Here is a 24,290-nt window from a genome sequence, read left to right as displayed (position 1 = left end):
CGCTTGCCCGGCGGGAGGAGCACGCCGTTGCCGGCCGCCTTCACCGCGCCGGCGCGAGCCGCGGCGTGCGCCGGGCCACCGCCGAACGCCGCACCGCCGAGCGCGGCCGCCGCGGCCACACCGGTCGTCGCCGCGAGCAGCTGCCGCCGAGACAGGCCGAGGCTGCGCCCCAGCTCGGGGTTGTCGTCGCGATCGATCAGATCGTCCATGATGCTCCTTTGCATGAAGAGGGGTGTATCGAGACGCCGAGCCGAAGCGACGCCTGCGTCGCCACGGAACCGAGCCCCGGAACGGGCGCGCGAGGCCCTGATTCACACCGGTCTTCGCGCTCCCAGCCCGCTGGAGGCCGGGCCACCATGCGCGCTTCCTCGAACGCTACGGCACAAATTGCGAATTGGTCAAGCGAAAGCTGAAAGCGGCACGCTTATCTTTAGACGGTCCATTGTCATAAGTCTCGGGCACGCCGAATTGCCTGATCAGACGGGATTGAACTACCTGGCGACGGGCTCGTCGACCGGGTGGACCGGGGCCGGTGCGGCGGGCGCCGGCTCGGCGCGCGCGTCGGACGCGGCGGAATTCGAGTCCTCGCGAACCTCCGACTTCAGGATCCTCATGGACTGGCCGAGGGATCGCGCGAGCTGCGGGATCTTCGGAGCGCCGAACAGCAGCAGGATGACGGCGAGGATGATGACGGCGTGCCAGCCGTTGAGGTTCGCGAACATGAGTCCTCCGTGAGTGCGGGCTGGACGCCCGATGCGCCCTTGCCCTCGACAGACTAATCACATCCGACGGCAGAAGTCGATCGTTCAACGCGCTTCATTTGATCAGGCGCAGGGGGAATCGCCGTGCTGGCCGTCTCGCCCGCCCTACTTCGTGAGCGTGCGCACGAGGGCGACCGCCTCCTTCGCCGATACCTCGGGAAGGTACGCCCTCCCGATGGCGACGCCGATCGTCGGCAGGGCGAGCGGGTCGGGATAGGCCATCGAGATGGTCTCGTAGTCGGGGTTGAACTTCGCCTTGAACCGGAACAGCGATGAGAAGCCGTAGGCCGGTTCCAGGGTCCTGCCGAGGAACTCGAGCAGGCGCGTCATCGGCGTGGGCTCCGGGGGCTCTTCGCCCGGCGCGAGCGGCTTCGCGGCCAGTGGTGCGCCGGACAGGCTCAGCACCTCCGCGCCCTCCTCCTTCATGTGCAGCGCCGCGGAGGCGATGAGGAACTCCATGATGCCGTTCATGCTGCCGTCGGCTCGGCGCATGAAGTCGATCGTCCAGCCCACCACGGCGTCGTCGCGGTAGACGGGCAGCCAGCTCGTGACCGCCTGCACCCGGCCGTCGGGTCCGAGGGCGAGCATCAGGCGCACGTCGCGGTCCTTCAGCTCGGCCATGCCGCCGAGGGTGAACCCCATCTCGGGCAGCTCCTTCTCGGAGACCCACTCCTCGGAGATCGCGTTGATCTCGGCGATGGTGGCGAGCGGCAGCTCGTCCCAGGTCGTCCACACCGTGGTCATGCCCTCCTTGATGCCGCGATTCAGCGCCTGGCGCACCTTCTGCCAGGGCTTGCCCGTGAGCTCGAGGCCGGTGGTGCGCACGAGCGTCTCCTCGCCGACCGACATGTGCTGCCATCCCAGTTCGTCGAAGACCGGCAGATACCGCGGGTGCACGCTGTAGAAGACCGGCACCCAGCTGTTGGCGTCGCAGAACGAGGCGAAATCGCGGATGACGCGGCCCGCGGCATCCGGCGGGCAGATCGGATCGGACATCGTGATCGCGACGCCGTTGACCACCCGATAGGCCACGACCGCGTCGCGGTCCGCGCTGAACCAGTAGGCGTTGTCAGGCCAGGTTCCCATGAATCCCAGCGTGCCGCCGCCGTGGCGGCGGATGAGCGCCCGGGCCCGAAGTCGGTCGGCGAAGCCCATCTCCGACCTCGCCTGGCGCATCAGCACCACGGCGGCCACGATGAAGACCGCCCAGAACAGCGGCCCGACGACCTGGTAGGCCACGCTCGTGAGGTCGTGCCCCGGCAGCACGATCGGATCGACGACCGCGAGGAAGTGCGGCGGCACGAACCGCTTGAGCGTGTCGACGAACAGGTCGCCGGCGTCGGCAGCGGGCCAGTACTCGTCGATGGTCGAGAGCCCGATGGCGAAGTAGGCGACGGCGAGCACCGCGAACGCGCCGAGGACGGTGCCCACGAATCGCAGGAAGGCGGGTCGCGGCGACCGGATCTGGAAATGCCGCCGGGTGACGGTGAGCATGACGATGATGCCGATGGGCAGCGCGAGCACCGCGAGGGCCCACACGATCAGCTCCCCGATGTCGAAGACCGACCACGTGCCGTCCTCGACGTCGGCGGTCGTGACGGTGACCTCGAGGGCCGTGCGGGCGAAGAGCAGGATCGCGACGTTGACGGCGACCGCCAGCCACCGGGCGAAGCGGCGTCCGATCCGGAGGCCCCAGGCGGCGAGGAGGAGGAGCAGCACCGGCACGAACGAGAGGAGGAACATCCCCGGGCCCTGGGCGCTCATGATCGCGAGCTGCTTCAGGCAGTCCTCGCCGAGGGCGTCCGCCGTCGCACCGCACTGCGAGATCAGCGTGTCGAGGTCGACCGGGTCGTCGTCGAACAGGTACGAGCCGAAGCTGAACGGCGTGAGTTCCGTGCGGTTGACGAGCGCCACGATCGGCCCGATCGCCGTGACGGCGACGACGGCCGCGACGAGCGTGCGCGTCTCGGCGTGCGAGCTCCGGCGTGCTCGCAGGGTCGACGGATCGCGCGTGAGCAGGGCGCCGAGGAACAGGCCGGCGATCGCCGCGATGAGGCGGTAGGCGTTCGACGAGTCGCCGTCGTAGAGCACGAACACGAGGATGAAGGCGAGGGTCACGATCCGGATGCGTCGGCGCCAGAGCACCCCCATGAACGCGGTCGCCGTGATGAGGGCGCCCACGATGCCCGCGAGCGGGTCGAGCGTGAGGTCGGCGGACGTGCCCGTGGCCCACCACTCGCCCGCGAGCGAGCCGATCCACTGCAGCAGGGTCCCGAGCGCGACGCCGATCACGCCCGTGACCACGAATGCGAGGACGGCGCGCCACGTGCCCATCCGCCGCTCGGCGACGCCGAGCAGGAGGATCGACGCGAGCACGCCGAACACCAGCTGGAACGGGTCGTCGGGGATGAACAGGGCCGTGAGCACCGTCCACCACCGACCTTCGTCGAACGTCGTGATGACGCCCGCGGCCCACGTCTGCAGCGTGGCCTCCGACGCCGTGCCGACCGCGGTGCCGGTCGCGATCGCGGTGGCGAGCAGCACGAGGGCGAGCGCGATGCTGAAGGGCACGCGACGGATGAATCCCGCGACGGACTCCCCGGTCGAGCGCAGGCGCCCCTTCGGCTCCGCGTCCGCGCTCTCGTCATGGGCTGCGACGTCGGATCTGGTCTCGCTCATGCTCGACTCCCGTGAACGGCGGTGGCTCGGCGGTCCCGCCGGAGCGCGGCACGCACGTGGTCCATGCTGCGGGGCGGCCTCACGGCGCCGAGAGTCCCAGTCTGGGGTACAGCACCTCGAAGCCCGCGTCGAGTCCGCCGAGCAGTCCGCTCACCCCGTGGTCGGCGCCCGGCACGCTGAAGAAGGTCGTGGCCATGCCGGCCTGCAGCGCGGCATCCGCCAGCCGCTGCGCACCCGGGCCGAACGCCGCATCGTTCTCGCCCACGGTGAAGACAGCCGTGGTGTCGGGGTACGGCGCCTTCGACGCCATGACGTTGGCGGGCTTGACGGCGTCGTACGCCGCCTGGTCCCCGTGGAACACGGTGCCGAGGACCTCGTCGCTCTGCTCAGCGCCGGCGTACTCGACCGGGGAGACGGACAGGATGTTGCCGAACACCTCGGGGTACTTCGCGCCGAAGTACGCCGCGCACCCGCCGCCGTTCGAGTACCCGGCGACCGTCGTGAAGCGGGGTGCCTGGAGCACGTCGAGATGCTGCCTCGCCCACGGCACCACGTCCTGCATGATGTAGGTCTCCGCCATGCCCAGCTCGGTGTCGAGGCAGAGCGGATCCTCCGTGGGGTCGCCGAGCTGGTCGACGACGAGCACGATCGGCGCGAGTCCTCCGTTCCTCGCGGCGTACTCGTCGAGCACCTGGCCGATGAAGCTCGCATCCGGATCGCCTGGCTGGCCCATCATCATGATCACGAGCGGCAGTCGGGGTGCGTCGGGCACGAGTGCCGCCGGCGGCAGGTAGAGCTGGGCGGGACGGGCGGGGAAGTCCGAGTTCGAGTTCGGCACGGCCGGCCGCGGCGTGCCGATCGCGCCGACCGAGGGCATGCCCGCCGGCGGCGTCCAGGTCTGGTACAGCGGTTCGATCGGATCGGGACTCGGCGTCGCGTCGGGATCGTCGAGGTCGATGGTGCCCGCGGTCGAGATGCCGAGGATCGACCCGAGCGTCGGGTCCAGGCCGTACGAGGCGTTGATGCCGAGGAGCGCGGTGAGCGCGAACAACGGGATCGCGAGCAGGGCGACGAGCTTGCGCCACCAGCGCGAGTACCAGAGGTTCCAGACGGCGAGGGCGAACCCCGCGAACGCCGCGGGCACCCACCACCACGTGGCCTCGTTCACCGGACCGCCGAAGAGGTCGAGCACGTTGACCGCCCACCACAGGACGCCGGCGCCGATGATCGCGCCCACGATGAGCACGACGAGCGCGGTGAGGATCCACCCCCACCACGGGCCGCGTCCGAGCAGGTAGACGAACACGACCGCGGCGAGGACGTAGACCGTGATGATGAACGGACCGTCGACCACGTTCACGCGGAGCAGGAAATCCCACATTGTCGCCCCCCTCGCCCAGGTTCGCGATGCGCACAGCGTAGCCGCACGGCCGAGCGCGGCGCGGGTGCCTCGCGGTGGCCCGCCGGCCCCGCCGGCCCGTCCGGGCGGGGGAGGCGCCACCCGGTGGCCCATGCGGCCCGGGCGGCCGTGATGCGCGACCGCCCGTAGGATGGGTGGCATCGTTTCCCTCCGGGCGATCGCCCGATACACGACCATTGGAGCCACCGTGGCCGCACCCAGCCGTCTCGATTCCGTCATCGCCCTCGCGCAGCACCGGGGCTTCGTCTTCCAAGCCGGCGAGATCTACGGCGGCTCCCGGTCGGCGTGGGACTACGGGCCGCTGGGCGTCGAGCTCAAGGAGAACATCAAGCGGCAGTGGTGGCGATACATGGTCACCAGCCGTGCCGATGTCGTGGGCTTGGATTCGAGCGTCATCCTGCCGAAGCAGGTGTGGGTGGCATCCGGTCACGTCGGCGTCTTCACCGACCCGCTCGTCGAGTGCCTGCACTGCCACAAGCGCTTCCGCGAGGACCACCTGCTCGAGGCCTTCGAGGAGAAGAAGGGCCGTGCGCCCGAGCACGGCATGCTCGACATCGTCTGCCCGAACTGCGGCACCCGCGGCCAGTGGACGCCGCCGCGCGACTTCAACATGATGCTGCAGACGTACCTCGGCCCGGTGCAGGACGAGTCCGGCCTGCACTACCTGCGTCCCGAGACCGCGCAGGGCATCTTCACGAACTTCGCCAACGTGCTGCAGGCCTCGCGCATGAAGCCGCCCTTCGGCATCGGCCAGATCGGCAAGTCCTTCCGCAACGAGATCACGCCCGGCAACTTCATCTTCCGCACGCGTGAGTTCGAGCAGATGGAGCTCGAGTTCTTCGTCGAGCCGGGCACCGACGACGAGTGGTTCCAGTACTGGCTCGACTACCGCTGGAACTGGTACATCGACCTCGGCGTGAACCCCGAGAACCTGCGCCTGTTCGAGCACCCCAAGGACAAGCTCTCGCACTACTCGAAGCGCACCATCGACATCGAGTACCGCTTCGGCTTCACCGGCGGCGAGTGGGGCGAGCTCGAGGGCATCGCCAACCGCACGGACTTCGACCTCAGCACCCACTCGGAGCACTCCGGCAAGGACCTCTCGTACTTCGACCAGTCGAAGAACGAGCGGTGGGTCCCGTACGTGATCGAGCCCGCGGCCGGCCTCACCCGGTCGCTCATGGCGTTCCTCGTCGACGCGTACCACGTCGAGGAGGTGCCGAACGCGAAGGGCGGCATGGACTCCCGCACGGTGCTCAAGCTCGACCCGCGCCTGGCGCCGGTGAAGGCCGCGGTGCTGCCGCTCAGCCGCAACGAGCGCCTCTCGCCGCTCGCCCGCGACGTCGCGGCGTCGCTGCGCACGCATTGGAACGTCGACTTCGACGATGCGGGCGCGATCGGTCGCCGCTACCGTCGGCAGGACGAGATCGGAACGCCGTACTGCATCACGGTCGACTTCGACTCGCTCGACGACGACGCGGTGACGGTGCGCGACCGCGACACCATGGCCCAGGAGCGGGTGCCGATCGCCGAGCTGGAGGGGTACCTGGCGTCGCGCCTGATCGGCGCGTAGCCGCTACGTTCCGCGAGCTGCAGCCCACTCGCGGCGCAGCACGCCGTAGACGGCGGTGTCCTGCCACTCGCCGTCGTTGTACTCCTCCTCGAGGAGCGTCGCCTCGCGGCACATGCCGAGGCGTTCGCAGAGTGCAGCGGACGCCGCGTTCCGCGCGTCGAGGAACGCCTCCACCCGGTGGGGGTTCAGGGACTCGAACACGAAGTCGAGCACCGCTCCGGCCGCCTCGCTGGCGTACCCGCGGCCCTGGAAGTCGGGGTGCAGCACCCAGCCGAGCTCGAGCCGGGCGTGCTGCACGCTCGAGACGCGGACCATGAAGTCGCCGATGACGCGATCGCGCGCGGGGTCGTCGGTCGAGGGCTCGCCGGGCAGGGTCGCGGCGAGGAAGACGAAGTCCTCGTCGGCGGCGAGAATGCGGCCCGCCGCGCGCTTCGCGGTGTGCTCGAAGCCGGAGGCGCGGTCGCGCTCGGGCCACGGCAGGTAGCGGATCACCTCGGGCAGGCGCTGGTACTCGTAGACGTCGGCGGCGTCGGATGCCTCGATGGGACGCAGCACGAGGCGCTCGGTGCGGAGCGGCTCGGCGCTGAGGGCGGTGGCGTCGAACGGGAACCGCAGCGCGGGCGGTCCGTCGGCAGCGGCCCCGGCCGCGCGATCGGCCGCGGCGGCGCGATCGACCGCCTCGGCCGGATCGGCGTGATCGGCCGGGTCGTGCGCGTCGGTCACGAGGCGTCGGCCTGCCGGGCGCGCGGCGATTGTTCGGCGGCATCCGTCGCCTGCCGGTCGCGCACGGCCTGTGCGGCCTCGTCGGGCTTCACCCCGAACAGCGCCTCGAGGCCGTCGATCCACGCGGCCTGCTCGCCCGCCCGGGCGAGCTCGCGGGAGCGCACCATCGGGGTGTGCAGCAGCACGCCGGCCATGTGGCGGAGCGCCCGCTCGGTTTCGCCGCCGTCGTCGCCGCGAGCCCTGGCACGTTCGATCTCCGCGTCCAGGATGTCGTACACGTGCCTGCGCAGCGCCACGACGGCCGGCGCGAGGTCGCGCTCGTCGGCCGTGTCGCCGAAGGCGCGGGCGTCGTGGTGCACGATCGCCCGCGCGGCATCCGTGGCCCCGAGCTCCTCGAGGGGGGCGTGGATCTTGATGGTCTCGAGGTCGAGCAGCTCGACGCCGGGCACCTCGACCACGTCGGGTGCCACGTTCCGGGGCAGGCCGAGGTCGATGACGAGCTGGCGAACCTGGGCGGGCTCGGGCGCCGGCGAGCCGGGGAGCGCGATGACGGATGCCGCGAGCTCCTCGCGTCCGACGGCGATGAGCGCCTTGTCGACCACGTGGTGCTCGGCGGTGGTGCAGGTGACGATGATGTCGACGCTCGCGGCGACCGCGGCGTAGTCGCCGCGCGCGACCGCCTCGATGCCGTGGCCCGCGGCGAACTTCGTGCCGCGCCCGGAGGGCGAGTAGACGCGCACGTCGGCCACCCCGCGGTCGCGGAGCGCGGCGAGCGAGGCGCCCGCGAAGCGACCGGTGCCGACGAGCAGCACGCGCGTGGTCGCCCAATCGGTGATGCGGCTCTCGGCGAGGTCGAGCGCGAGGCGCACGAGCGATCGGCCCTCGCCGCCGATTCCCGTCTCGTTCTTCACCCGCCGCGACGTCTGCGAGGCGTGCTGGAACAGTCGTTCGAGCTCGGGGGTCGTGGTGCCCTCGGTGCGGGCGCGCTCGAGCGAGCGGCGCACCTGGCCGGCGATCTCGCCCTCGCCCACGACGACGGACTCGAGCCCGGATGCCACGGCGAAGAGGTGCCCGGCCACGGCATTGCCGTGCACGAACCCGAACGTGGTGCGCAGCTCGTCGGGCTCGAGGCCTGCGACCGAGCCGACCGCGCGGATCGCCTCGTGCACGGCCGTCACCGGGCTGTCGCCCTCGGGGGCCTCGAGGTCGAGGTAGGCCTCGAAGCGGTTGCAGGTGGCCACGACGATCGCGCCCTGCAGGGCGTCATGGCCGTCGAGGATGCGCGGTGCTGCGTGTTCCGCGTTCGCCGAAAGACGCTCGAGCATGTCGAACCCGGCGTTCTTGTGACTCGCGGTGAGGCAGATGAGCACTGGATGATTCTACCCGCGGTCGAATGGGGTCGGGATCAGGGCCGACACCGGATGTCTCACAGTCGAGGGACCGGCACGATCGGCACGCCCGGCACCGCCGCGACGGCGGCCGAATCAGCGTCGGGCGGCCGCCGCCATGCGGGGGGTGATGATGGGGATCGGAGCGGTCAGCGGCGGCAGCTCGAGGCCCTCGGCCGCGAGCGCCGCACGATGCTTGGACTTCCAGCTGCGCACCACCGCGAAGAACGGCGCATCGGCCAGCGCGAATCGCACGGGGCGTCCCGACGACAGGATGATGGGAAGCTCGACGCTGGCGCCGTTGTGCCGCACGCGCAATTCGACGACGGGGACGACCGCGCCGCCCACCACCATCGAGTCCGCGCGGATGTTGCGCACCTCGCGCCACGGGAACTGCGCAGCGCGGCGGGGTCGGCTCCCGCCGTTCCAGAACGCGACGCCGAGCTCGTCGACGACGACCGAGTACCGGGCGCCGAGGCGCACGGGGCGATCGGCGTTCGCGACCTCGTTCAGGCGCTGCACGAGCAGCCGGCTCCGGATGCCGCAGCTGAGCTCGCCGTGCACGGTCGCCGCGAGCGCCGAACGTCGGGCGCGGGTGCGCGCTGCACGACTCAGCTGCGCCACCGCCCACACGGCGAACACGACGAGGCCCACCACGGCGAACGCGACCGCGATGGCGGTCGTGGGCATCGCGGGAAGGCGCAGCATGAGGCGCTCGAGCGTCGGCGACAGGGCCACGAGCCCGGCGACCACGGCCGCCGCGGCGAGGCCGACGAGCACCGTGAGGGTCGCGCGATGCGGCGCCACCGGGTTCATCGGGCGCCTCCGGCCAGCGGCATCCGGGCGCGACGATCGGGCATGGACAGGATGTTCGAAACGATCGGGGACACGTCGTCTTCTTCTTCTCCGTGGGGGCGGAGGCGCGCCGCCGTCGGCGCGTCGTCGTGGGGGAACACGACGAGTTCGACCCTAGCGTGCGCGCGCTCTCACGCGACAGTGGCACGGCGGATTTGGAACGATGAAACGGATGATTCGGCGTGTCGGCGGCCGATTCGGTGCCGATCTCCGCACTCGGATGGGCATCCGCCGCCGTTTTCCTCCGACGTCGACGCTGCGCCCCGGGGTCGCGGTGCCGCGGCCCTCCACGTCGGTCATCGCGACCGGATGCCCAGCCCGATAGGCGACAATGTCACGCGTGATCCTCTCCCCGCAGCATCCCCTGTCCGCCGGCCTCACGGGCGAGTCGCGCCTGGTCCGTGCCTACCGCGGGGAGCGCAGCGACACCACGCCCGTGTGGTTCATGCGGCAGGCGGGCCGGTCGCTGCCCGAGTACCGCGACCTCCGCGTCGGCACGCGCATGCTCGACGCGTGCCTCGACCCGGCGATGGCGTCGGAGATCACGCTCCAGCCGGTGCGCCGGCACCGGGTCGACGCCGGGATCTTCTTCAGTGACATCGTGGTGCCCCTGAAGCTCGTCGGCGTCGACGTCGAGATCCAGCCCGGCCGCGGTCCCGTCTTCGGTCGCGGGTACGCGGATGCCGCGGGCGTCGCCGAGCTCACGGCCGTCGACCCCGCGCGCCTCGACGCGGCATCCGTGCCCATCACCGAGGCGGTGCAGCGCACCATCGCCGAGCTGGAAACGACCGACAACGGGTCGGGCACGGCCACCCCGCTCATCGGATTCGCGGGCGCCCCGTTCACGCTCGCCGCCTACCTCGCCGAGGGCGGCCCGTCGAAGGACCACCTCGCCGCCCGCACGCTCATGCACGCCGATCCGGGTGCGTGGCGCGCGCTCATGGAGTGGACCGCCGAGCTCACCGGGCGGTTCCTGCGCACGCAGGTGCTCGCCGGGGCATCCGCCGCCCAGCTCTTCGACTCGTGGGCCGGCGCGCTCTCGCTCTCCGACTACGAGACCCACGTGGCGCCCGCGTCGGCGAAGGCGCTCGCTCACGTGCACGACCTCGAGTACGAGACCACGGATGCCTCCGGCGCGGCCGTGACCCGCGCGGTGCCCGTCGTGCACTTCGGCGTCGGCACCGGCGAGCTGCTCGGCGCGATGCACGGCATCGGCGTCGACACCGTCGGCGTGGACTACCGCGTGCCGCTCGACATCGCCGCGGCGCGCGTGGGCGCCGGGGTGCCGCTGCAGGGCAATCTCGACCCGGCGCTGCTCGGCGCGCCGTGGCCGGTGCTCCAGGCCGCGGTGCGCGACGTGCTCGCACGTGGCGAGGCGGCGCCGGCGCACGTGTTCAACCTCGGCCACGGCGTGCCGCCCGAGACCGACCCGACCGTGCTGACCCGCGTGGTCGAGCTCGTGCACGAGGCGGGCGCATGACCGCCGACCCCGCGCAGCCGACGGACCCGGCGGAGCCGAGTGCCGAGCCGGCGGCCGAGCCGACCGCCGACGGGCGACCGGCGCTCGAGCTCCGCGAGGCCGACGTCGTCGTGGTCGGCGGCGGCGTCGCCGGGCTCGCGGCCGCGCTGGAGTGCGCGAAGGTGGGCCTGCGCGTGACACTGCTCGAGCGTCGCGATGCGATCGGCGGATGCGTGGGACGCATCGAGCTCGACGGACTCACGCTCGACAGCGGGGCGGAGTCGTTCGCGACTCGCGGCGGCGCGGTCGCCGAGCTCCTCGAGCGACTCGGCCTCGGCGACGAGATCGTCACGCCGAACCCCGCGGGCGCCTGGCTCGTGATGCCCGGTCGCGACGGCGGGATCGACGCGGCGCCGCTGCCGCGCACGGGCGTGCTGGGCATCCCCGCGAACCCGCTCGGCGAGGACGTGCGCCGCATCATCGGCTGGAGCGGAGCGTGGCGCGCCTACCTCGATCGACTGAAGCCGATCCTCAAGATCGGCCGCGCCCACAGCCTCGGCCACCTCGTGCGGTCGCGCATGGGCGATGCCGTGCTCGATCGGCTGGTCGCCCCCATCTCGGCGGGCGTGTACTCCACGAACCCCGACGATCTGGACCTCGACGTCGTGGCCCCGGGCCTCAACGAGGCGATGACCCGCATGGGCTCGCTCTCGGGCGGCGTCGGCCAGCTGCTCGAGGAGCGCAAGGCCGGCACGGCCGTGCTCGGCCTGCGCGGCGGCATGCACCGACTCGTGGACGCGCTCGCGGCGCAGCTCGATCGCTTCGGCGTCGAGGTCGTGACCGGCGCCGAGGTCACCGGGCTCGCTCGCCACACCGCCGGCGACCACGACGCGGATGCCGCGCCCCGGCCGGGCTGGCGACTCGAGGCCGCCCTGGCGGGCGGGTCCGACGACGAGACCCGCGCCATGGCGATCGACGCTCCGTACGTCGTGCTCGCGGCACCTGCCGACGCGTCGCGCCGGCTGCTCGACGCGGCGTCGCTCGGATGGTCGGACGCCTCGGACTGGCCGCCCGCGGCATCCGTGGAGCTCGTGACCCTGGTGCTCGACGCGCCCGCCCTCGACGCCGCCCCCCGCGGCACCGGGGTGCTCGTGGCGGCGGACACGCCGGGCGTCGCGGCCAAGGCGCTCACGCATTCGACGGCGAAGTGGCCGTGGCTCGCGGAGCTCGCCGGCGACCGTCACGTCGTCCGCCTCTCGTACGGACGTGCGGGCGAGCCGAACCCGCTCGACGGACGCACCGACCAGGAGGTCGCCGCCCTGGCGCTCGCCGACGCGAGCGCGCTGCTCGGCACGCCGCTCGACGCATCGTCGGTGCGGGCATCGGGGCGGAGCGCGTGGCGCGACGCGCTGTCCCAGGCGACCATCGGCCAGCGCGACCGCGTGCGGGCGCTCGAGGACGTGCTCGACGCGGAGCCCGGGATCGAGGCCACCGGGTCGTGGGTCGCGGGCACGGGGCTCGCGTCCGTGGTCCCGCACGCGATCGAGGCGGCCCACCGCATCCGCCACCTCGCCGTCACGCCCGGCGACGTCGCATAGCCGGAGCGGAATACTTTTCACGCAACCCCCTTGCGCGACCTCGACCGGGGTCTACGCTGGAAACGGTCGTTGTGATGGACCAACGGGGAGATGGGGTGCACATGAAGGGCAAGATCCTCTTCGTCGTCGGGCTCGGCGTCGGATACGTGCTCGGCACGCGTGCGGGCCGCGAGCGATACGAGCAGATCCGCGCGGCCGCCGAGAAGGTGTGGAACCAGCCGTCCGTGCAGCAGGGCGTGGGCACGGTCAAGGAGTTCGCCTCCGCCCGTGTCGGAGACCTGAGCGACACCGTGGTCGATGGCGTGAAGAACCTCATCGGCAGTGCCACGAAGGGCTCGGGCGCGTCCAAGCAGGACGTGAACCGCGCCGCGCGGTCGGCCAAGCAGAACATCTCGAAGGCGGCGGGCGCGGCCAGGTCGGCCGTCGACGACGCCGCCTCGAAGCTCGAGGACGCGATCGACGACGCGGCCGACGTCGCCGCGAAGTCCGCGTCAGGCGGCGCCTCGTCGTCGAAGACCGGCTCGTCGTCGCCGAACACCGGCTCCGCGTCGCGCGGCTCCTCGGCGACATCCGGCTCCTGACCCTCGGAGGCGATCATGGCCGCACCGTCGAATGACGAACGTTCCCTGTTCACGCTGGTGGGGGAGCTTCCCGACCGCGTCTCCGACCTCATCCGCGCCGAGATCGACCAGATCAAGGCCGAGATCAGCTACAAGATCAAGCACTTCGGCATCGGCTCGGGCCTCTTCGCCGGCGCGGCCGTCGTCGGAGTGTTCCTGCTCTTCACGCTCATCGTCGCCGCCATCTTCGCGCTCGCGCTCGTCATGCCCGGATGGGCCGCGGCGCTGACCGTGTCGGGCATCCTGGTCGTCATCATCGCGATCCTCGTCTGGATCGCGATGATCAACTTCAGGCGCGGCAGCGAGCCGCTCGAATCGATCGAGAGCCTCAGAAAGGACCTCGACATGGTGAAGGGAACGGGCGAGTATGACCGCGACTGACGCCGGGAGCCAACTCAGCAAGCGCGACTCGAAGACGCGCCAGCGCAACCTCACGCGCCTCGAGGCGAAGGTGAACTCCGAGCGAGCCCGCGCTCGCTTCGCCGGCACGCTCGACGCACTCGAGGACAAGCTCAACGTGCCGAAGCAGGTCAAGCAGAAGACCGCCGAGGCCAAGGTGAGGTTCCGCCGGCTCGCCGACGAGCAGCCGGTGGCCGCCGCCGCGGTCGCGGTCGCGGTCGTCGCGGTCGTGGGCGTCACCGTCTGGCTGGTCGTGCGCTCGGTCGTCGAAGGCAAGTAGCGAGCCGGGCGGATGCCGCGATGTCGGCGCTCGATTCGGCAGGCGCCGCGGCCGCGGGCCAGGCGGCGACCGCCGTCGACCGCGTCGCCGACGCCGTCCGCGCCGAGATCCTGACCGGCGCGCTCCCCGCTGACGCGCCGTTGCGCGAGGAGGCGGCGGCGGCTCGGTACGGCGTCTCGCGGCACACGGTGCGGGCCGCGTTCCAGCGCCTCGTCGCCGAGCGCCTCGCCGTCGCGATGCCCTACCGCGGTGTGCGCGTGGCGAGCTTCGACCGGGAGACGATCATCGCGCTCCAGCAGTTCCGCGCCGCCCTCGAGGTCGAGGCGGTGCGGATCGCGGGCGAGCGCTTCGGCCACGAGTGGCCCGAGCGCGTGCTCGGCCCCGCGCGCGACGCACTCGACCGGCTCGCGGCATCGGCCGACTGGCTCGAGGCCGAGCGGGTGCACGCGGAGTTCCACCACGCGCTCGTCGCGGCATCCGGGAGCCCCCGCATCATCGAGGCGCATGCCGCCCTCGGCGCAGAGCTGCTCCTGTTCCTGCTCCACGTGCGGCCGCACTACACGCTCGAATCCCTCGTGGCCGAGCACCGCGCGCTGCTCGACGACGTGCAGTCGCTCGGGCCCGATGCGCTGCGCGACCACCTCGAGCACTCGACCCGCCTCCTCGTCGGGGGCTGAGCGGCCCGCGCGCCGCGCGACGAAGGGAGTCGACGATGACCACGGACGACCAGGCCGACGCGACGACCGCCTTCGCGGCACACGTTGTGGACGCGACGCTGTCCACCTTCGAGCTGCTGAGCATCTACGTGGGCGACCGGCTCGGCTGGTATCGAGCGCTCGCCGAGGGCCCGCTCGATGCACAGACGCTCGCCGAGCGCACCGGCACCGACGAACGCTACGCCCGCGAATGGCTCGAGCAGCAGGCGGTGTACGGCATCCTCGCGGTCGACGACGCCGATGCCGAGGCATCCGCTCGCCGGTTCGCCCTGCCGCCCGCGCACGCCGAGGCGCTCACGGATCCCGACTCGCTCGACTACGTCGCCCCGCTCGGGCGGTTCGCGGCGTCGATCGGCGCGCAGCTCGCACCGTTGCTCGAGGCGTACCGCAACGGCGGCGGGGTCGCGTGGGCCGACCTCGGCGACGACGCGCGCGACGCGCAGGGCGACATCAACCGGCCCTGGTTCCTGCAGCGGCTCGGCCCCGCCCTCGCCGGCGTGCCCACGCTGCACGAGGTGCTGTCGCGCCCCGGCGCGCGCGTCGCCGACGTCGGCAGCGGACACGGCTGGTCGTCGATCGCGATCGCGATCGCCTACCCGCTGGCGCGCGTGGAGGGGTTCGATGTCGATGCCGCCTCGGTCGTCGCGGCGCGCCGGCACGCCGAGGAGGCGGGCGTCGCCGAGCGGGTGCGCTTCCGCCACGTCGGCGGCGAGGGACTCGCGCAGGACGCCGTGTTCGACGCCGCGTTCGTCTTCGAGGCGCTGCACGACATGCCGTTCCCCGTCGACGTGCTGAGGGCGATCCGGCGGGCGGTGAGGCCCGGCGGCGAGGTCGTGATCATGGACGAGGCGGTCGCGCCCGAGTTCGCGCCCGACGGTGACGAGGTCGAGCGGATGATGTACGGCTACAGCATCTTCGTGTGCCTGCCCGACAGCCTGTCCGCTCCGGGCTCGGTCGGCACGGGCACGGTCATGCGCCAGTCGACGCTCGAGCGCTACGCCAGGGAGGCCGGATTCACCGGCATCGAGGAGCTGCCCATCGAGGGGTTCGCGTCCTTCCGGTTCACGCGACTCGTGCGCTGACGACGAGCGGGCGGCCGCGGGGCATCCGCTCGCGACGTCTTTTGGTCCATGACGCGGAAAGGGGGAGACTGGAGGCATGTCTTCCCCCGCTGCCGAAGCGGCAGCCGACGCGCTCCAGACCGAATCCGACGCCGAGCAGTCTCCCGAGGGCTACACGGTCTTCGCCGTGCTCCGAAAGGACCCGGTGCGCCCCGACGACCTCGACGGGCACGACGTGCCCCGCTTCGTGCGCGAGCTCGACGACATCATCGCCCTCGTCGAGAACGAGGACGTCACCCTGCGCGGCATCTACGACGTCTCCGGCCTGCGAGCCGACGCCGACGTGATGCTGTGGCTGCACGGGCCCACCGCCGAGGGCCTGCAGTGGGCGCTGCGCGAGATCCGGCGTTCGCGGCTGTTCCGCGCGCTGCTCCCCACGTGGAATGCGATGGGCGTGCATCGCGACGCCGAGTTCAACAAGGCGCACGTGCCGGGCTTCCTGCGCGGCGTCGAGCCGAAGTCGTGGCTCACGGTCTACCCGTTCGTGCGCAGCTACGAGTGGTACCTGCTGGCGCCCGAGGAGCGCGGGCGCATGCTGGCGGAGCACGGCCGCAAGGGTGCCGCGTTCCGCGGGGTCATCGCCAACACGGTCGCGTCGTTCTCGCTCGGCGACTACGAGTGGCTGCTGCCGCTCGAGGCCGACGAGCTCACCGACCTCGTCGACCTCATGCGCGACCTGCGCGCCACCGACGCGCGCCGGCACGTGCGCGAGGAGGTCCCCTTCTACACGGGCCGCCGTGTCTCGACGGCCGAGCTCGTGGAGGTGCTGCAGTAATGGCGGCGGTGAACCTCGGCTCCACGGGCGCCTCCGGCACCGCGGGCACGGATGCCCCGCGCACGGATGCCGCGGGCACGGATGCCCCGGCGACCGCGCACCGCGGGCACAAGCCGGCCCCCGCGGCATCCGCACCGTGCGCGATCGGCGCCATCGTGCCCGGCGCGACGCCCGCGGCGCAGCAGGGCGCCGAGCACGTCACGGAACCGGTCGCGTACGACGCGATCCTGCTCGCCGGCTTCGGCGGGCCCGAGGGCCAGGACGACGTCATCCCGTTCCTGCGCAACGTCACGAGCGGCCGCGGCATCCCCGACGAACGGCTCGAGGAGGTCGCGCACCACTACCGCCACTTCGGCGGCGTGAGCCCGATCAACGAGCAGAATCGGCAGCTCAAGGCCGCCCTCGAGGCCGAGCTCGCGAGCCGCGGCATCGACCTGCCCGTGCTGTGGGGCAACCGCAACTGGGACCCGTACCTCAACGACGCGCTCGACGAGGCGAGGGCCGCCGGCTACTCGAAGCTCATCGCGATCGCGACGAGCGCCTACAGCTCCTACTCGAGCTGCCGGCAGTACCGCGAGGACTTCGCCGACGCGCTCGCCGACACCGGGCTCGGCGAGGGCCCCGACGCCATCCAGATCGACAAGGTGCGCCAGTTCTTCGACCACCCGGGCTTCGTCCGGCCGTTCGTCGAGGGCGTGCGCGACGGCATCGCGGGTCTCGAGGCATCCGTGCCCGGCCTCGACCGCACCACCGAGGTCGAAGTCCTGTTCGCCACCCACTCGATCCCCTCGACGGACGCCGCGAAGTCGGGCCCGGCCGAGCGCGGGTTCGGCGAGGGCGGCGCCTACGCGGCCCAGCACCTCGCGGTGGCGGAGGTCGTCATGCGCGAGGCCGGAGCCTCCGACGTGCCGTGGCAGCTCGTGTTCCAGTCGCGCTCGGGGCCGCCGTCGATGCCGTGGCTCGAGCCCGACATCAACGACGCGATCGCGGAGCTGCCTGCCGCCGGCCGCAAGGCGGTCGTGATCGTGCCGCTCGGCTTCGTGAGCGACCACATGGAGGTGCTCTGGGACCTCGACAACGAGGCGCTCGAGACCGCCGGCGAGCACGGCCTCGCCGCGGTGCGCGTGCCGACGCCCGGCACGCATCCCGCCTACGTCGCGGGACTCGTCGACCTCGTGCTCGAGCGCGTGAACGGCACGCCCACCGCCGATCGCCCGGCCGTCACCGAGCTCGGCCCCTGGTACGACGTGTGCCGGCCCGGATGCTGCGAGAACGTGCGCCTCGGCTTCCGCCCGGCCCTCGCGGGGATCGCGCCGTGAGCGGGGCGGGCGGGTCCGAGTCAGCCGGCGTCATCCGCGTCGGCACCCGCGCGAGCGCCCTCGCGATGGCGCAGACGACCCAGATCGCCGAACGCCTCGCCAAGGCCGCGAAGGCCGACATCGAGCTCGTGCCCGTCACGACCGAGGGCGACACGTCCCGTGCCTCGCTGGCGTCGCTCGGCGGCACCGGCGTGTTCGCCGCCGCCCTGCGCGAGGCGCTGCTGCGCGGCGAGGTCGACGTGGTGGTGCACTCGCTGAAGGACCTGCCGACCGCCGAGCACGAGGGCCTGCGCCTCGGCGCGGTGCCCAAGCGCGCCGACGCCCGCGACGCCCTCTGCGCGCGCGACGGCCTCACCCTCACGACGCTGCCCGAGGGTGCGCGCATCGGCACCGGGTCGCCACGGCGCATCGCACAGCTGCGCGCCGCACGCCCCGACGTGGTCGCCGTCGACATCCGCGGCAACGTCGACACCCGTCTCGGCAAGGTGGCGTCGGGCGAGCTCGACGCCGTGCTCCTCGCCGCCGCCGGACTGGGGCGACTCGGGCGATCGGATGCCGCGACCGAACTGCTCCCGCTCGCCGACTGGCCCACCGCGGCCGGCCAGGGCGCCCTCGCGATCGAGGTGCGCCGCGAACGCGTCGATCGTGCGCTGGAGCGTGCGTTGGAGGCCGTCGACCACGGCCTCACCCGCTCCACGGTGCTCGCCGAGCGGCTCGTGCTCGCCGGACTCGAGGCCGGGTGTGCGGCGCCCGTCGGCGTGACGGCGTTCGTCGAGGACGAACTTCTGTTCCTGAGCGCGAGCGTGTACAGTGCCGACGGGACGCGGCGACTGACGAGCTCGCACGCCGCGACCCCCGACAGCCGCTCGGCCGCCGATCTGGCGGATGCGGCCCGCGACGTCGCCGATCGGGTCGTCGCGGAACTCCTCGGCAACGGCGCCGCCGATCTTGCACCTCGTGAGGAGTCGCCGTGAGTGAATTCGAGTTGTTCACCGGTGCCATCGGCCTGCCGTTCCACGATGGGAAGCCCCTCGCCGGGTGGCGCGTGCTCGTGCCGCGCGGCGGCCCGTGGGGCGACGGCGTCGCCGCCGCGCTGCGTGCCCGTGGGGCGACCCCGATCGTCGCGCCGATGATCAACTTCGCGCCGACCGACGACCAGCCGGCGCTCGAGGCGGCGCTCGCGAAGCTCGCCGCCGGTGGCTTCGACTGGGTCACGGTCACGAGCGCCACGACGGTCGACGTGCTCGCGTCGTACGACGCCGTGATCCCCGAGACGACGAAGGTCGCAGCGGTCGGCGAGACCACCGCTGCCGCGCTCGTCGCCGCCGGGTACCACGCCGACATCGTGCCGTCAGAGGACAACTCGGCCCGCGGCCTGCTCGAGGAGTGGGAGGCGGCCACCGACGGCCAGGTGGGACTGCGGGTGCTGGCACTGCGGTCGGCGATCGCCAAGCAGGTGCTCTCGATCGGCCTCGCCCAGGCGGGCCATCACGTCGAGGCGGTCGTCGCGTACCGCACGGTCGGCGTGCCCGTGGCGGCGAAGGTCGTCGACGACGTGCGCAACGGCCGGGTGAACGCCGTGCTCGTGACCTCGGGCAGCGTGGCGGAGCAGGTGCAGCAGCAGCTCGGCCCGATCCCCGAGACCACGCTCGTGGCCGCGATCGGCCCGCAGACCAAGATGGATGCCGCGCAGGTCGGCCTCCGCGTCGACGTCGTCGCCCGCGAGCGCAGCGCCGAGTCGCTCATCGACGCGGTCGTCGAGGCGGCCACCGCGCACGCCTGACGCCACCCGGCGAACGCGCGCCTCGCGGCGGTCGGTGCGCACCCCCACACCCGGCGAACTGGTGCCGCGCGCCGTCGGGTACGCACTTCCGACACCCCGCAACGCAGGAGATCGGACGGCAGGTGTCGTCGACATGGCGGACACCGCCTGATCCCCTGCGTTGCCGATGCGACCACGGCGTGCGCGGCTGCGCGCCGAGAGGCTGGAGCTCGTGCCGTGCGAGTGCGCCACGCATCGAGTGCGCTCTGCATGATGAGCGCTTCGCGGGCCGCTCCAGTGGCTCTCACCGGCCGCTCATCCTGCAGACGGTGTCCCGCCCCGCCCCTCGGAGCGCGCCCGCCCAGGTCGCCGGTGCGCGCCCGCCCGCCCACGCCGTCGGCACGAGCCGCCACCCCGCCGGGCGGCCACCCAGCCGCCGCGACGTAGGCTGGTCGGGTGAGTTCCACGCCCGTTCCCCGCGTCCGCCCACGCCGCCTCCGCGAGACCCCCGCCATGCGCCGGCTCGTGTCCGAGACCCGCCTGCACGCGGCGGAGCTCGTGCTCCCGCTGTTCGTGCGCGAGGGCGTGACCGCCCCGGTGCCGATCGCGTCCATGCCCGGCGTCGTGCAGCACTCGCTCGAGAGCCTCCCGCAGGCGGTGGCGGATGCCGCGGCCGCGGGCCTGGGCGGCGTGATGCTGTTCGGCGTGCCCGAGGTGCGCGACGCACGCGGCTCGGGCGCCACCGACCCCGACGGCATCCTCAACGTCGCGACCAGGGTCGCCGTCGAGGCATCCGCCGGGCGCCTCGTGGTGCAGACCGACCTGTGCCTCGACGAGTTCACCGACCACGGCCACTGCGGCGTGCTCGACGACCGCGGGCGCGTCGACAACGACGCCACCCTGGAGCGGTACACCGCCATGGCGCTCGAGCAGGCCCGCGCCGGTTCGCAGCTCCTCGGCCTCTCGGGCATGATGGACGGCCAGGTCGCCGCCGTGCGCGACGCCCTCGACGACGGCGGTCACACCGACACGGCGATCCTCGCCTACTCGGCGAAGTACGCGTCGGCGTTCTACGGTCCGTTCCGCGATGCGGTCGAGTCGACCCTCGAGGGCGACCGCCGCTCGTACCAGCTCGATCCCGGGAACCGCCGTGAGGGGTTGCGCGAGGCGATGATCGACATCGAGGAGGGCGCCGACATCGTCATGGTGAAGCCGGCGGGCAGCTACCTCGACGTGCTCGCCGATGTGGCGGCGGCATCCGACATCCCGGTCTGGGCCTACCAGGTGTCGGGCGAGTACGCGATGATCGAGGCCGCCGCCGCCCACGGCTGGATCGACCGCAGGCGCGCGGTGATCGAGTCCGTCCGCGGCATCCGCCGCGCGGGCGCCGACGCCGTGCTCACGTACTGGGCCGTCGAGCTCGCCGATTGGATCCGCGCAGGGGACCTCGCGTGAACGCCCCCACGAACGACGAGCTGTTCGCCCGCGCCCGGGCCGCGATCCCGGGCGGCGTGAACTCGCCCGTGCGCGCCTTCCGCTCGGTCGGCGGCACCCCGCGGTTCCTCGTGTCGGCCCGCGGTGCGTACGTCACCGACGTCGAGGGCCGCGAGTACGTCGACCTCGTCGCCGGGTGGGGCCCCGCGATCCTCGGCCACGCCGACCCGCGCGTGATCGAGGCGGTGACGGATGCCGCGAGCCGCGGCCTCTCGTTCGGCTCGTCGACGCCCGCCGAGACCGAGCTCGCCGAGCTCGTCGAGGCCCGGGTCGCCCCCGTCGAGCAGCTGCGGCTCGTGTCGACCGGCACGGAGGCGACCATGAGCGCCATCCGACTCGCCCGCGGCTTCACCGGGCGCGACCTGCTCGTGAAGTTCGCGGGTCATTACCACGGCCACTCCGACGGCCTCCTCGCCGAGGCGGGCTCGGGGCTCGCCACCTTCGCCCTGCCCGGCTCGGCCGGCGTGCCCGCCGGGATCGCCGCCCTCACGCTGGTGCTGCCGTACAACGACCTCGACGCCGTGCGCGCCGCATTCGCCGAGCACGGCGACCGCATCGCGGCCGTCATCGTCGAGGCGGCCGCCGCGAACATGGGCGTCGTGCCGCCCGAGCCCGGCTTCAACCGCGCGCTCGTCGAACTCGCGCACGCCAACGGGTCGCTCGTCATCTCCGACGAGGTGCTGACGGGCTTCCGCGTGTCGGCCGCCGGCTGGTGGGGGCTCGAAGAGGGCACCGCGGGGGAGTACTCGCCCGACCTCCTCACGTTCGGCAAGGTGATCGGCGGCGGCATGCCCGTCGCCGCGCTCGGCGGCCGCGCCGACGTCATGCAGCAGCTCGCCCCGCTCGGGCCGGTCTACCAGGCGGGCACGCTGTCCGGGAACCCGGTCGCCGTCGCCGCGGGCGTCGCGACGCTCAGGTCAGCGGATGCCGCGGTCTACGCGCACCTCGACGCCGCCGCCGCGACGATCAGCTCCGAGGTCTCCGACGCGCTCGCGGCCGAGGGCGTGGCCCACGCCGTGCAGCGGGCGGGCAACCTGTTCAGCTTCGTGTTCGGCGAGGACGTGGCATCCGGGGTGCGCGACTACGGGGGCGTGCAGCGGCAGGAGGCGTGGCGGTATCCGCCGTTCTTCCACGCGATGCTCGATGCGGGCGTCTCGCTGCCGCCGTCGGTGTTCGAGGCGTGGTTCGTGACCGCCGCGCACGACGATGCCGCCATCGGACGGATCGTCGACGCGTTGCCGGCCGCGGCGCGAGCCGCGGCATCCGCTCGCCCGTCCTGACCGCGGCGTCGCGGCCCGACGCCTCCCGCACCTTGCCCCGTGCCAAACCGTTACGCCATTGTGGGGTGGCGACTCGGCGAGCGACGGCAGGCTCGGGCAGGATGGAAGCATGGCCCAGCTTCGCGTGCACAACGACCGGATCGAGGTGCACCTCACCCCGGCCGAGAAGACGCTCGCGCTGCGTTCCGACGACCTCGTGGTGCAGCGCGACGACATCCGGTCGGCGACGGTCACCGACGACCCATGGGTGTGGATCCGCGGCATCCGCAAGCGGGGCACCGAGATCCCGCTCGTCGTCGCCGTCGGCGTGTGGAAGTACCATGGCGGCACCGACTTCGTGATCGTGAAGGGCAAGCGCCAGGCGGTCGTGCTCGAGCTCGCGGCGGGCGAGTTCACGCGCATCATCCTCAGCACGAACCACTCGGCCGCGCTCATCGACCGCCTGAAGGTCGAGCCGCCGACCGACGCCGACGCGCAGCCCGCCGACTGAGCCGAACGCCTCGCGCCGGCGCAGCGCTCAGGACAACGCGAACAGCACGAACCCGATGAGCGGAAGCGTGCCCTGGATGAGCGCGGCCCGCACGTACCCGCGGCCGGTGGTCGTCAGCACGAGCGCGGCGAGCACCATGCACGCGGTGGTGAACAGCACGAGCGTCTTGCCCACGTCCATCGCGCCCGCCCAGTAGAGCACCAGCCCGAGGGCCGCGCCGAGGCCGAGGAACAGGTTGTAGAACCCCTGGTTGTAGGCCATCGGCCTGGTCGTGTCGGCGGCGGCCTGGTCGGCGACGCCGAACCGCTTCCACGTCGACGGCCGGGTCCACCACACGCTCTCCATCAGGAAGATATAGCCGTGCAGGAGCGCGGCGAGGGCGACGAAGATGCTCGCGATGACGGCCATGGCGCGATCGTATCGGTCGGGGCGCGCCGGGCGGTCAGGGCGCGACGATCGGCTCGACTTCGAGGGTCACCGGGAGGCCGAGGAACCGTTCCAGCGCGGCGACGGATGCCGCGAGCGAGCGCTCCTCGCCGGGCGTGAGGTCGCGCCACGGCACGATGCGCGCGGTCGCCCGCCGGTCCTGGACGACCGGCGCCCAGCGTCCGACCATCACGCCGTCCACCATCAGCGCGTGCAGCGGGAACTCCGCGTGCACGGCGTCGAGGCCCGGGGGCAGCAGGTACGCCCGCGGCGCCGCGTAGCCCATGATGTACTCGTCGTACGCCTGCACCAGGTCGATGACGCCGCGTTCCCCGATCACGCCGTCGGTGCGCTCGTCGGCCGAGGCGACGGAGGCCGCGTCGAGGGCGTGCGGCGTGCCCTCGACGTCGATCCACTCGATGCGCCCGTCGCCCGCGAGGTCGGCGGCGTCGGCGAACGCGCGCCGCGTATCGCTCAGGGTGAAGCCCGACCACGCGGCGAAGTCCCGGTCGCGGGCCGGCCCGCGCGCGGCGAGGTACCGTGCGGCGAGCTCGGCGAGTGCCTCATCGCGCGGCCTCGGCGGCGACGGGGGCACGCGCTCATCGAAGGCCGCGTAGGTGCGCTGCTTGCCGACGTTCGCTCCGCTGATGGCGATGCGCTCGAGCTCGGCCATGATCATCACGTAGGCGAAGCTGAGCCCGGCGTTGGAGACGCCCCCGGCCACGAGGGCGTCGGCGAGCTCGGCGCGGGTGCGGTGCCCGCCCGCGACCGATGCCGCGACGACGTCCATGGCGCGGGTCGCGGTCGCACCCTCCAGGCCCGTGCGGCGGTAGTACGTCCCGTTCGCGCGGTGGACCCGCTCGGCCGACAGCTCCATCACCCAGCGCGCGTCGGCCGGATGCAGGAAGTGCCACGTGGGCCGGAGCACGTGGGTGCGGAGGATCTCGCCCGCATCGAGCGCGGCGGCGACGGATGCCGCATCCGGCCGTCGTTCGGATGGGACTCGCGCCGCGAGCCCCCACTGCGCGGGGAGGAACTCCTGCGCCTGCACCGCGACGAACCGGCGCACCACCTCGGGTGCGCTCGCGTCGTACGGCGATCGCAGCCCCTGCACCCGGAGCCGCAGCTCCCGCAACCCCCTGAGGTCCACCC

Annotated in this window: 24 protein-coding genes; 15 read left to right on the top strand and 9 right to left on the bottom strand. The window is 72.6% G+C overall.

Going from position 1 to position 24,290, the window contains the following annotated elements; translation table 11 throughout:
* The 4 genes from EV187_RS06495 to EV187_RS06480 all read right to left on the bottom strand — a co-directional run.
* A partial coding sequence (locus EV187_RS06495; RefSeq protein ID WP_130352148.1) for a twin-arginine translocation signal domain-containing protein occupies positions 1-209 on the bottom strand: 209 nt, incomplete at its 3' end.
* 282 nt (positions 210-491) lie between these two features.
* Complete coding sequence (gene tatA, locus EV187_RS06490; protein WP_130352147.1) at positions 492-722, bottom strand: twin-arginine translocase TatA/TatE family subunit; 231 nt, start codon at positions 720-722, stop codon at positions 492-494.
* Between the two features lie 144 nt (positions 723-866).
* Entirely contained in the window at positions 867-3,440 is a 2,574-nt protein-coding gene (locus tag EV187_RS06485) for a rhomboid family intramembrane serine protease (RefSeq protein WP_130352145.1), read from the bottom strand.
* Positions 3,441-3,519: 79 nt separating this feature from the next.
* Complete coding sequence (locus tag EV187_RS06480; protein ID WP_165391122.1) at positions 3,520-4,821, bottom strand: alpha/beta hydrolase; 1,302 nt, start codon at positions 4,819-4,821, stop codon at positions 3,520-3,522.
* Positions 4,822-5,047: 226 nt separating this feature from the next.
* Here EV187_RS06480 and EV187_RS06475 point away from each other — a divergent pair, with 226 nt between their 5' ends.
* A complete protein-coding gene (locus tag EV187_RS06475) occupies positions 5,048-6,433 on the top strand; it encodes a glycine--tRNA ligase (protein ID WP_130352141.1) in 1,386 nt (461 codons plus the stop codon).
* A gap of 3 nt (positions 6,434-6,436) precedes the next feature.
* Here EV187_RS06475 and EV187_RS06470 read toward each other — a convergent pair whose 3' ends face one another.
* From EV187_RS06470 to EV187_RS06460, 3 genes are all read right to left on the bottom strand, one after another.
* Positions 6,437-7,156, bottom strand: a complete 720-nt coding sequence (locus EV187_RS06470) for a GNAT family N-acetyltransferase (RefSeq protein WP_165391121.1) — start codon at positions 7,154-7,156, stop codon at positions 6,437-6,439.
* Positions 7,153-8,526, bottom strand: coding sequence for a glutamyl-tRNA reductase (locus tag EV187_RS06465; protein WP_130352137.1), 1,374 nt, complete (start codon positions 8,524-8,526; stop codon positions 7,153-7,155). The genes EV187_RS06470 and EV187_RS06465 overlap by 4 nt, the downstream gene beginning before the upstream one ends.
* A 114-nt stretch (positions 8,527-8,640) precedes the next feature.
* Complete coding sequence (locus EV187_RS06460; RefSeq protein ID WP_130352136.1) at positions 8,641-9,360, bottom strand: hypothetical protein; 720 nt, start codon at positions 9,358-9,360, stop codon at positions 8,641-8,643.
* Positions 9,361-9,739: 379 nt separating this feature from the next.
* On the opposite strand from EV187_RS06460, the gene hemE reads away from it, so the two are divergent.
* The 14 genes from hemE to EV187_RS06390 all read left to right on the top strand — a co-directional run bounded on the left by hemE (position 9,740) and on the right by EV187_RS06390 (position 22,712).
* Complete coding sequence (gene hemE / locus EV187_RS06455; RefSeq protein WP_423190871.1) at positions 9,740-10,879, top strand: uroporphyrinogen decarboxylase; 1,140 nt, start codon at positions 9,740-9,742, stop codon at positions 10,877-10,879.
* Positions 10,876-12,456, top strand: coding sequence for a protoporphyrinogen oxidase (hemG, locus tag EV187_RS06450; RefSeq protein ID WP_130352132.1), 1,581 nt, complete (start codon positions 10,876-10,878; stop codon positions 12,454-12,456). The genes hemE and hemG overlap by 4 nt, the downstream gene beginning before the upstream one ends.
* A gap of 101 nt (positions 12,457-12,557) precedes the next feature.
* Positions 12,558-13,037: a hypothetical protein gene (locus EV187_RS06445; RefSeq protein WP_130352131.1), complete on the top strand. Its 480-nt coding sequence runs from the start codon at positions 12,558-12,560 to the stop codon at positions 13,035-13,037.
* Between the two features lie 15 nt (positions 13,038-13,052).
* A complete protein-coding gene (locus EV187_RS06440) occupies positions 13,053-13,457 on the top strand; it encodes a phage holin family protein (RefSeq protein WP_130352129.1) in 405 nt (134 codons plus the stop codon).
* Positions 13,444-13,755, top strand: a complete 312-nt coding sequence (locus EV187_RS06435; protein WP_130352128.1) for a DUF3618 domain-containing protein — start codon at positions 13,444-13,446, stop codon at positions 13,753-13,755. The genes EV187_RS06440 and EV187_RS06435 overlap by 14 nt, the downstream gene beginning before the upstream one ends.
* Positions 13,756-13,775: 20 nt before the next feature.
* Positions 13,776-14,432 (top strand): GntR family transcriptional regulator, encoded by a 657-nt coding sequence (locus EV187_RS06430; protein WP_130352126.1) that lies wholly within the window; start codon positions 13,776-13,778, stop codon positions 14,430-14,432.
* 35 nt (positions 14,433-14,467) lie between these two features.
* Positions 14,468-15,553, top strand: a complete 1,086-nt coding sequence (locus EV187_RS06425) for a class I SAM-dependent methyltransferase (protein ID WP_130352125.1) — start codon at positions 14,468-14,470, stop codon at positions 15,551-15,553.
* 76 nt (positions 15,554-15,629) lie between these two features.
* Positions 15,630-16,367, top strand: a complete 738-nt coding sequence (gene hemQ, locus EV187_RS06420) for a hydrogen peroxide-dependent heme synthase (protein WP_130352123.1) — start codon at positions 15,630-15,632, stop codon at positions 16,365-16,367.
* A gap of 155 nt (positions 16,368-16,522) precedes the next feature.
* Complete coding sequence (locus EV187_RS06415; RefSeq protein ID WP_423190876.1) at positions 16,523-17,686, top strand: ferrochelatase; 1,164 nt, start codon at positions 16,523-16,525, stop codon at positions 17,684-17,686.
* Entirely contained in the window at positions 17,683-18,660 is a 978-nt protein-coding gene (gene hemC, locus EV187_RS06410; protein ID WP_278038796.1) for a hydroxymethylbilane synthase, read from the top strand. Before EV187_RS06415 ends, hemC begins: the two co-directional genes overlap by 4 nt.
* Entirely contained in the window at positions 18,657-19,469 is an 813-nt protein-coding gene (locus EV187_RS06405) for a uroporphyrinogen-III synthase (RefSeq protein WP_423190870.1), read from the top strand. Before hemC ends, EV187_RS06405 begins: the two co-directional genes overlap by 4 nt.
* A 435-nt stretch (positions 19,470-19,904) precedes the next feature.
* Positions 19,905-20,903: a porphobilinogen synthase gene (gene hemB / locus EV187_RS06400; protein WP_278038795.1), complete on the top strand. Its 999-nt coding sequence runs from the start codon at positions 19,905-19,907 to the stop codon at positions 20,901-20,903.
* Complete coding sequence (gene hemL, locus EV187_RS06395) at positions 20,900-22,222, top strand: glutamate-1-semialdehyde 2,1-aminomutase (RefSeq protein WP_130352118.1); 1,323 nt, start codon at positions 20,900-20,902, stop codon at positions 22,220-22,222. The genes hemB and hemL overlap by 4 nt, the downstream gene beginning before the upstream one ends.
* A 109-nt stretch (positions 22,223-22,331) precedes the next feature.
* Entirely contained in the window at positions 22,332-22,712 is a 381-nt protein-coding gene (locus tag EV187_RS06390) for a hypothetical protein (RefSeq protein ID WP_130352117.1), read from the top strand.
* 27 nt (positions 22,713-22,739) lie between these two features.
* On the opposite strand, the gene EV187_RS06385 is transcribed toward EV187_RS06390, so the two are convergent.
* Positions 22,740-23,120, bottom strand: a complete 381-nt coding sequence (locus EV187_RS06385) for a DUF1304 domain-containing protein (protein WP_130352115.1) — start codon at positions 23,118-23,120, stop codon at positions 22,740-22,742.
* Between the two features lie 34 nt (positions 23,121-23,154).
* On the bottom strand, positions 23,155-24,288 hold the full coding sequence (locus EV187_RS06380) for a winged helix DNA-binding domain-containing protein (RefSeq protein ID WP_165391120.1): 1,134 nt from the start codon (positions 24,286-24,288) through the stop codon (positions 23,155-23,157).
* Positions 24,289-24,290 lie beyond the last annotated feature (2 nt).

Source organism: Agromyces ramosus, assembly GCF_004216665.1.
GTDB classification, from domain to species: domain Bacteria; phylum Actinomycetota; class Actinomycetes; order Actinomycetales; family Microbacteriaceae; genus Agromyces; species Agromyces ramosus.
Note: the sequence above shows the minus strand (reverse complement) of the source record. Positions and strands in the feature narration are given on the sequence as shown.

Bases quoted from the DNA above. Each gene is read 5' to 3' on its own strand.
- tatA (WP_130352147.1), bottom strand. From the start codon at position 722: ATGTTCGCGAACCTCAACGGCTGGCACGCCGTCATCATCCTCGCCGTC.
- EV187_RS06485 (WP_130352145.1), bottom strand. From the start codon at position 3,440: ATGAGCGAGACCAGATCCGACGTCGCAGCCCATGACGAGAGCGCGGAC.
- EV187_RS06480 (WP_165391122.1), bottom strand. From the start codon at position 4,821: ATGTGGGATTTCCTGCTCCGCGTGAACGTGGTCGACGGTCCGTTCATC.
- EV187_RS06460 (WP_130352136.1), bottom strand. From the start codon at position 9,360: ATGAACCCGGTGGCGCCGCATCGCGCGACCCTCACGGTGCTCGTCGGC.
- hemG (WP_130352132.1), top strand. From the start codon at position 10,876: ATGACCGCCGACCCCGCGCAGCCGACGGACCCGGCGGAGCCGAGTGCC.
- EV187_RS06445 (WP_130352131.1), top strand. From the start codon at position 12,558: ATGAAGGGCAAGATCCTCTTCGTCGTCGGGCTCGGCGTCGGATACGTG.
- EV187_RS06440 (WP_130352129.1), top strand. From the start codon at position 13,053: ATGGCCGCACCGTCGAATGACGAACGTTCCCTGTTCACGCTGGTGGGG.
- EV187_RS06435 (WP_130352128.1), top strand. From the start codon at position 13,444: ATGACCGCGACTGACGCCGGGAGCCAACTCAGCAAGCGCGACTCGAAG.
- EV187_RS06430 (WP_130352126.1), top strand. From the start codon at position 13,776: ATGTCGGCGCTCGATTCGGCAGGCGCCGCGGCCGCGGGCCAGGCGGCG.
- EV187_RS06425 (WP_130352125.1), top strand. From the start codon at position 14,468: ATGACCACGGACGACCAGGCCGACGCGACGACCGCCTTCGCGGCACAC.
- hemQ (WP_130352123.1), top strand. From the start codon at position 15,630: ATGTCTTCCCCCGCTGCCGAAGCGGCAGCCGACGCGCTCCAGACCGAA.
- EV187_RS06390 (WP_130352117.1), top strand. From the start codon at position 22,332: ATGGCCCAGCTTCGCGTGCACAACGACCGGATCGAGGTGCACCTCACC.
- EV187_RS06385 (WP_130352115.1), bottom strand. From the start codon at position 23,120: ATGGCCGTCATCGCGAGCATCTTCGTCGCCCTCGCCGCGCTCCTGCAC.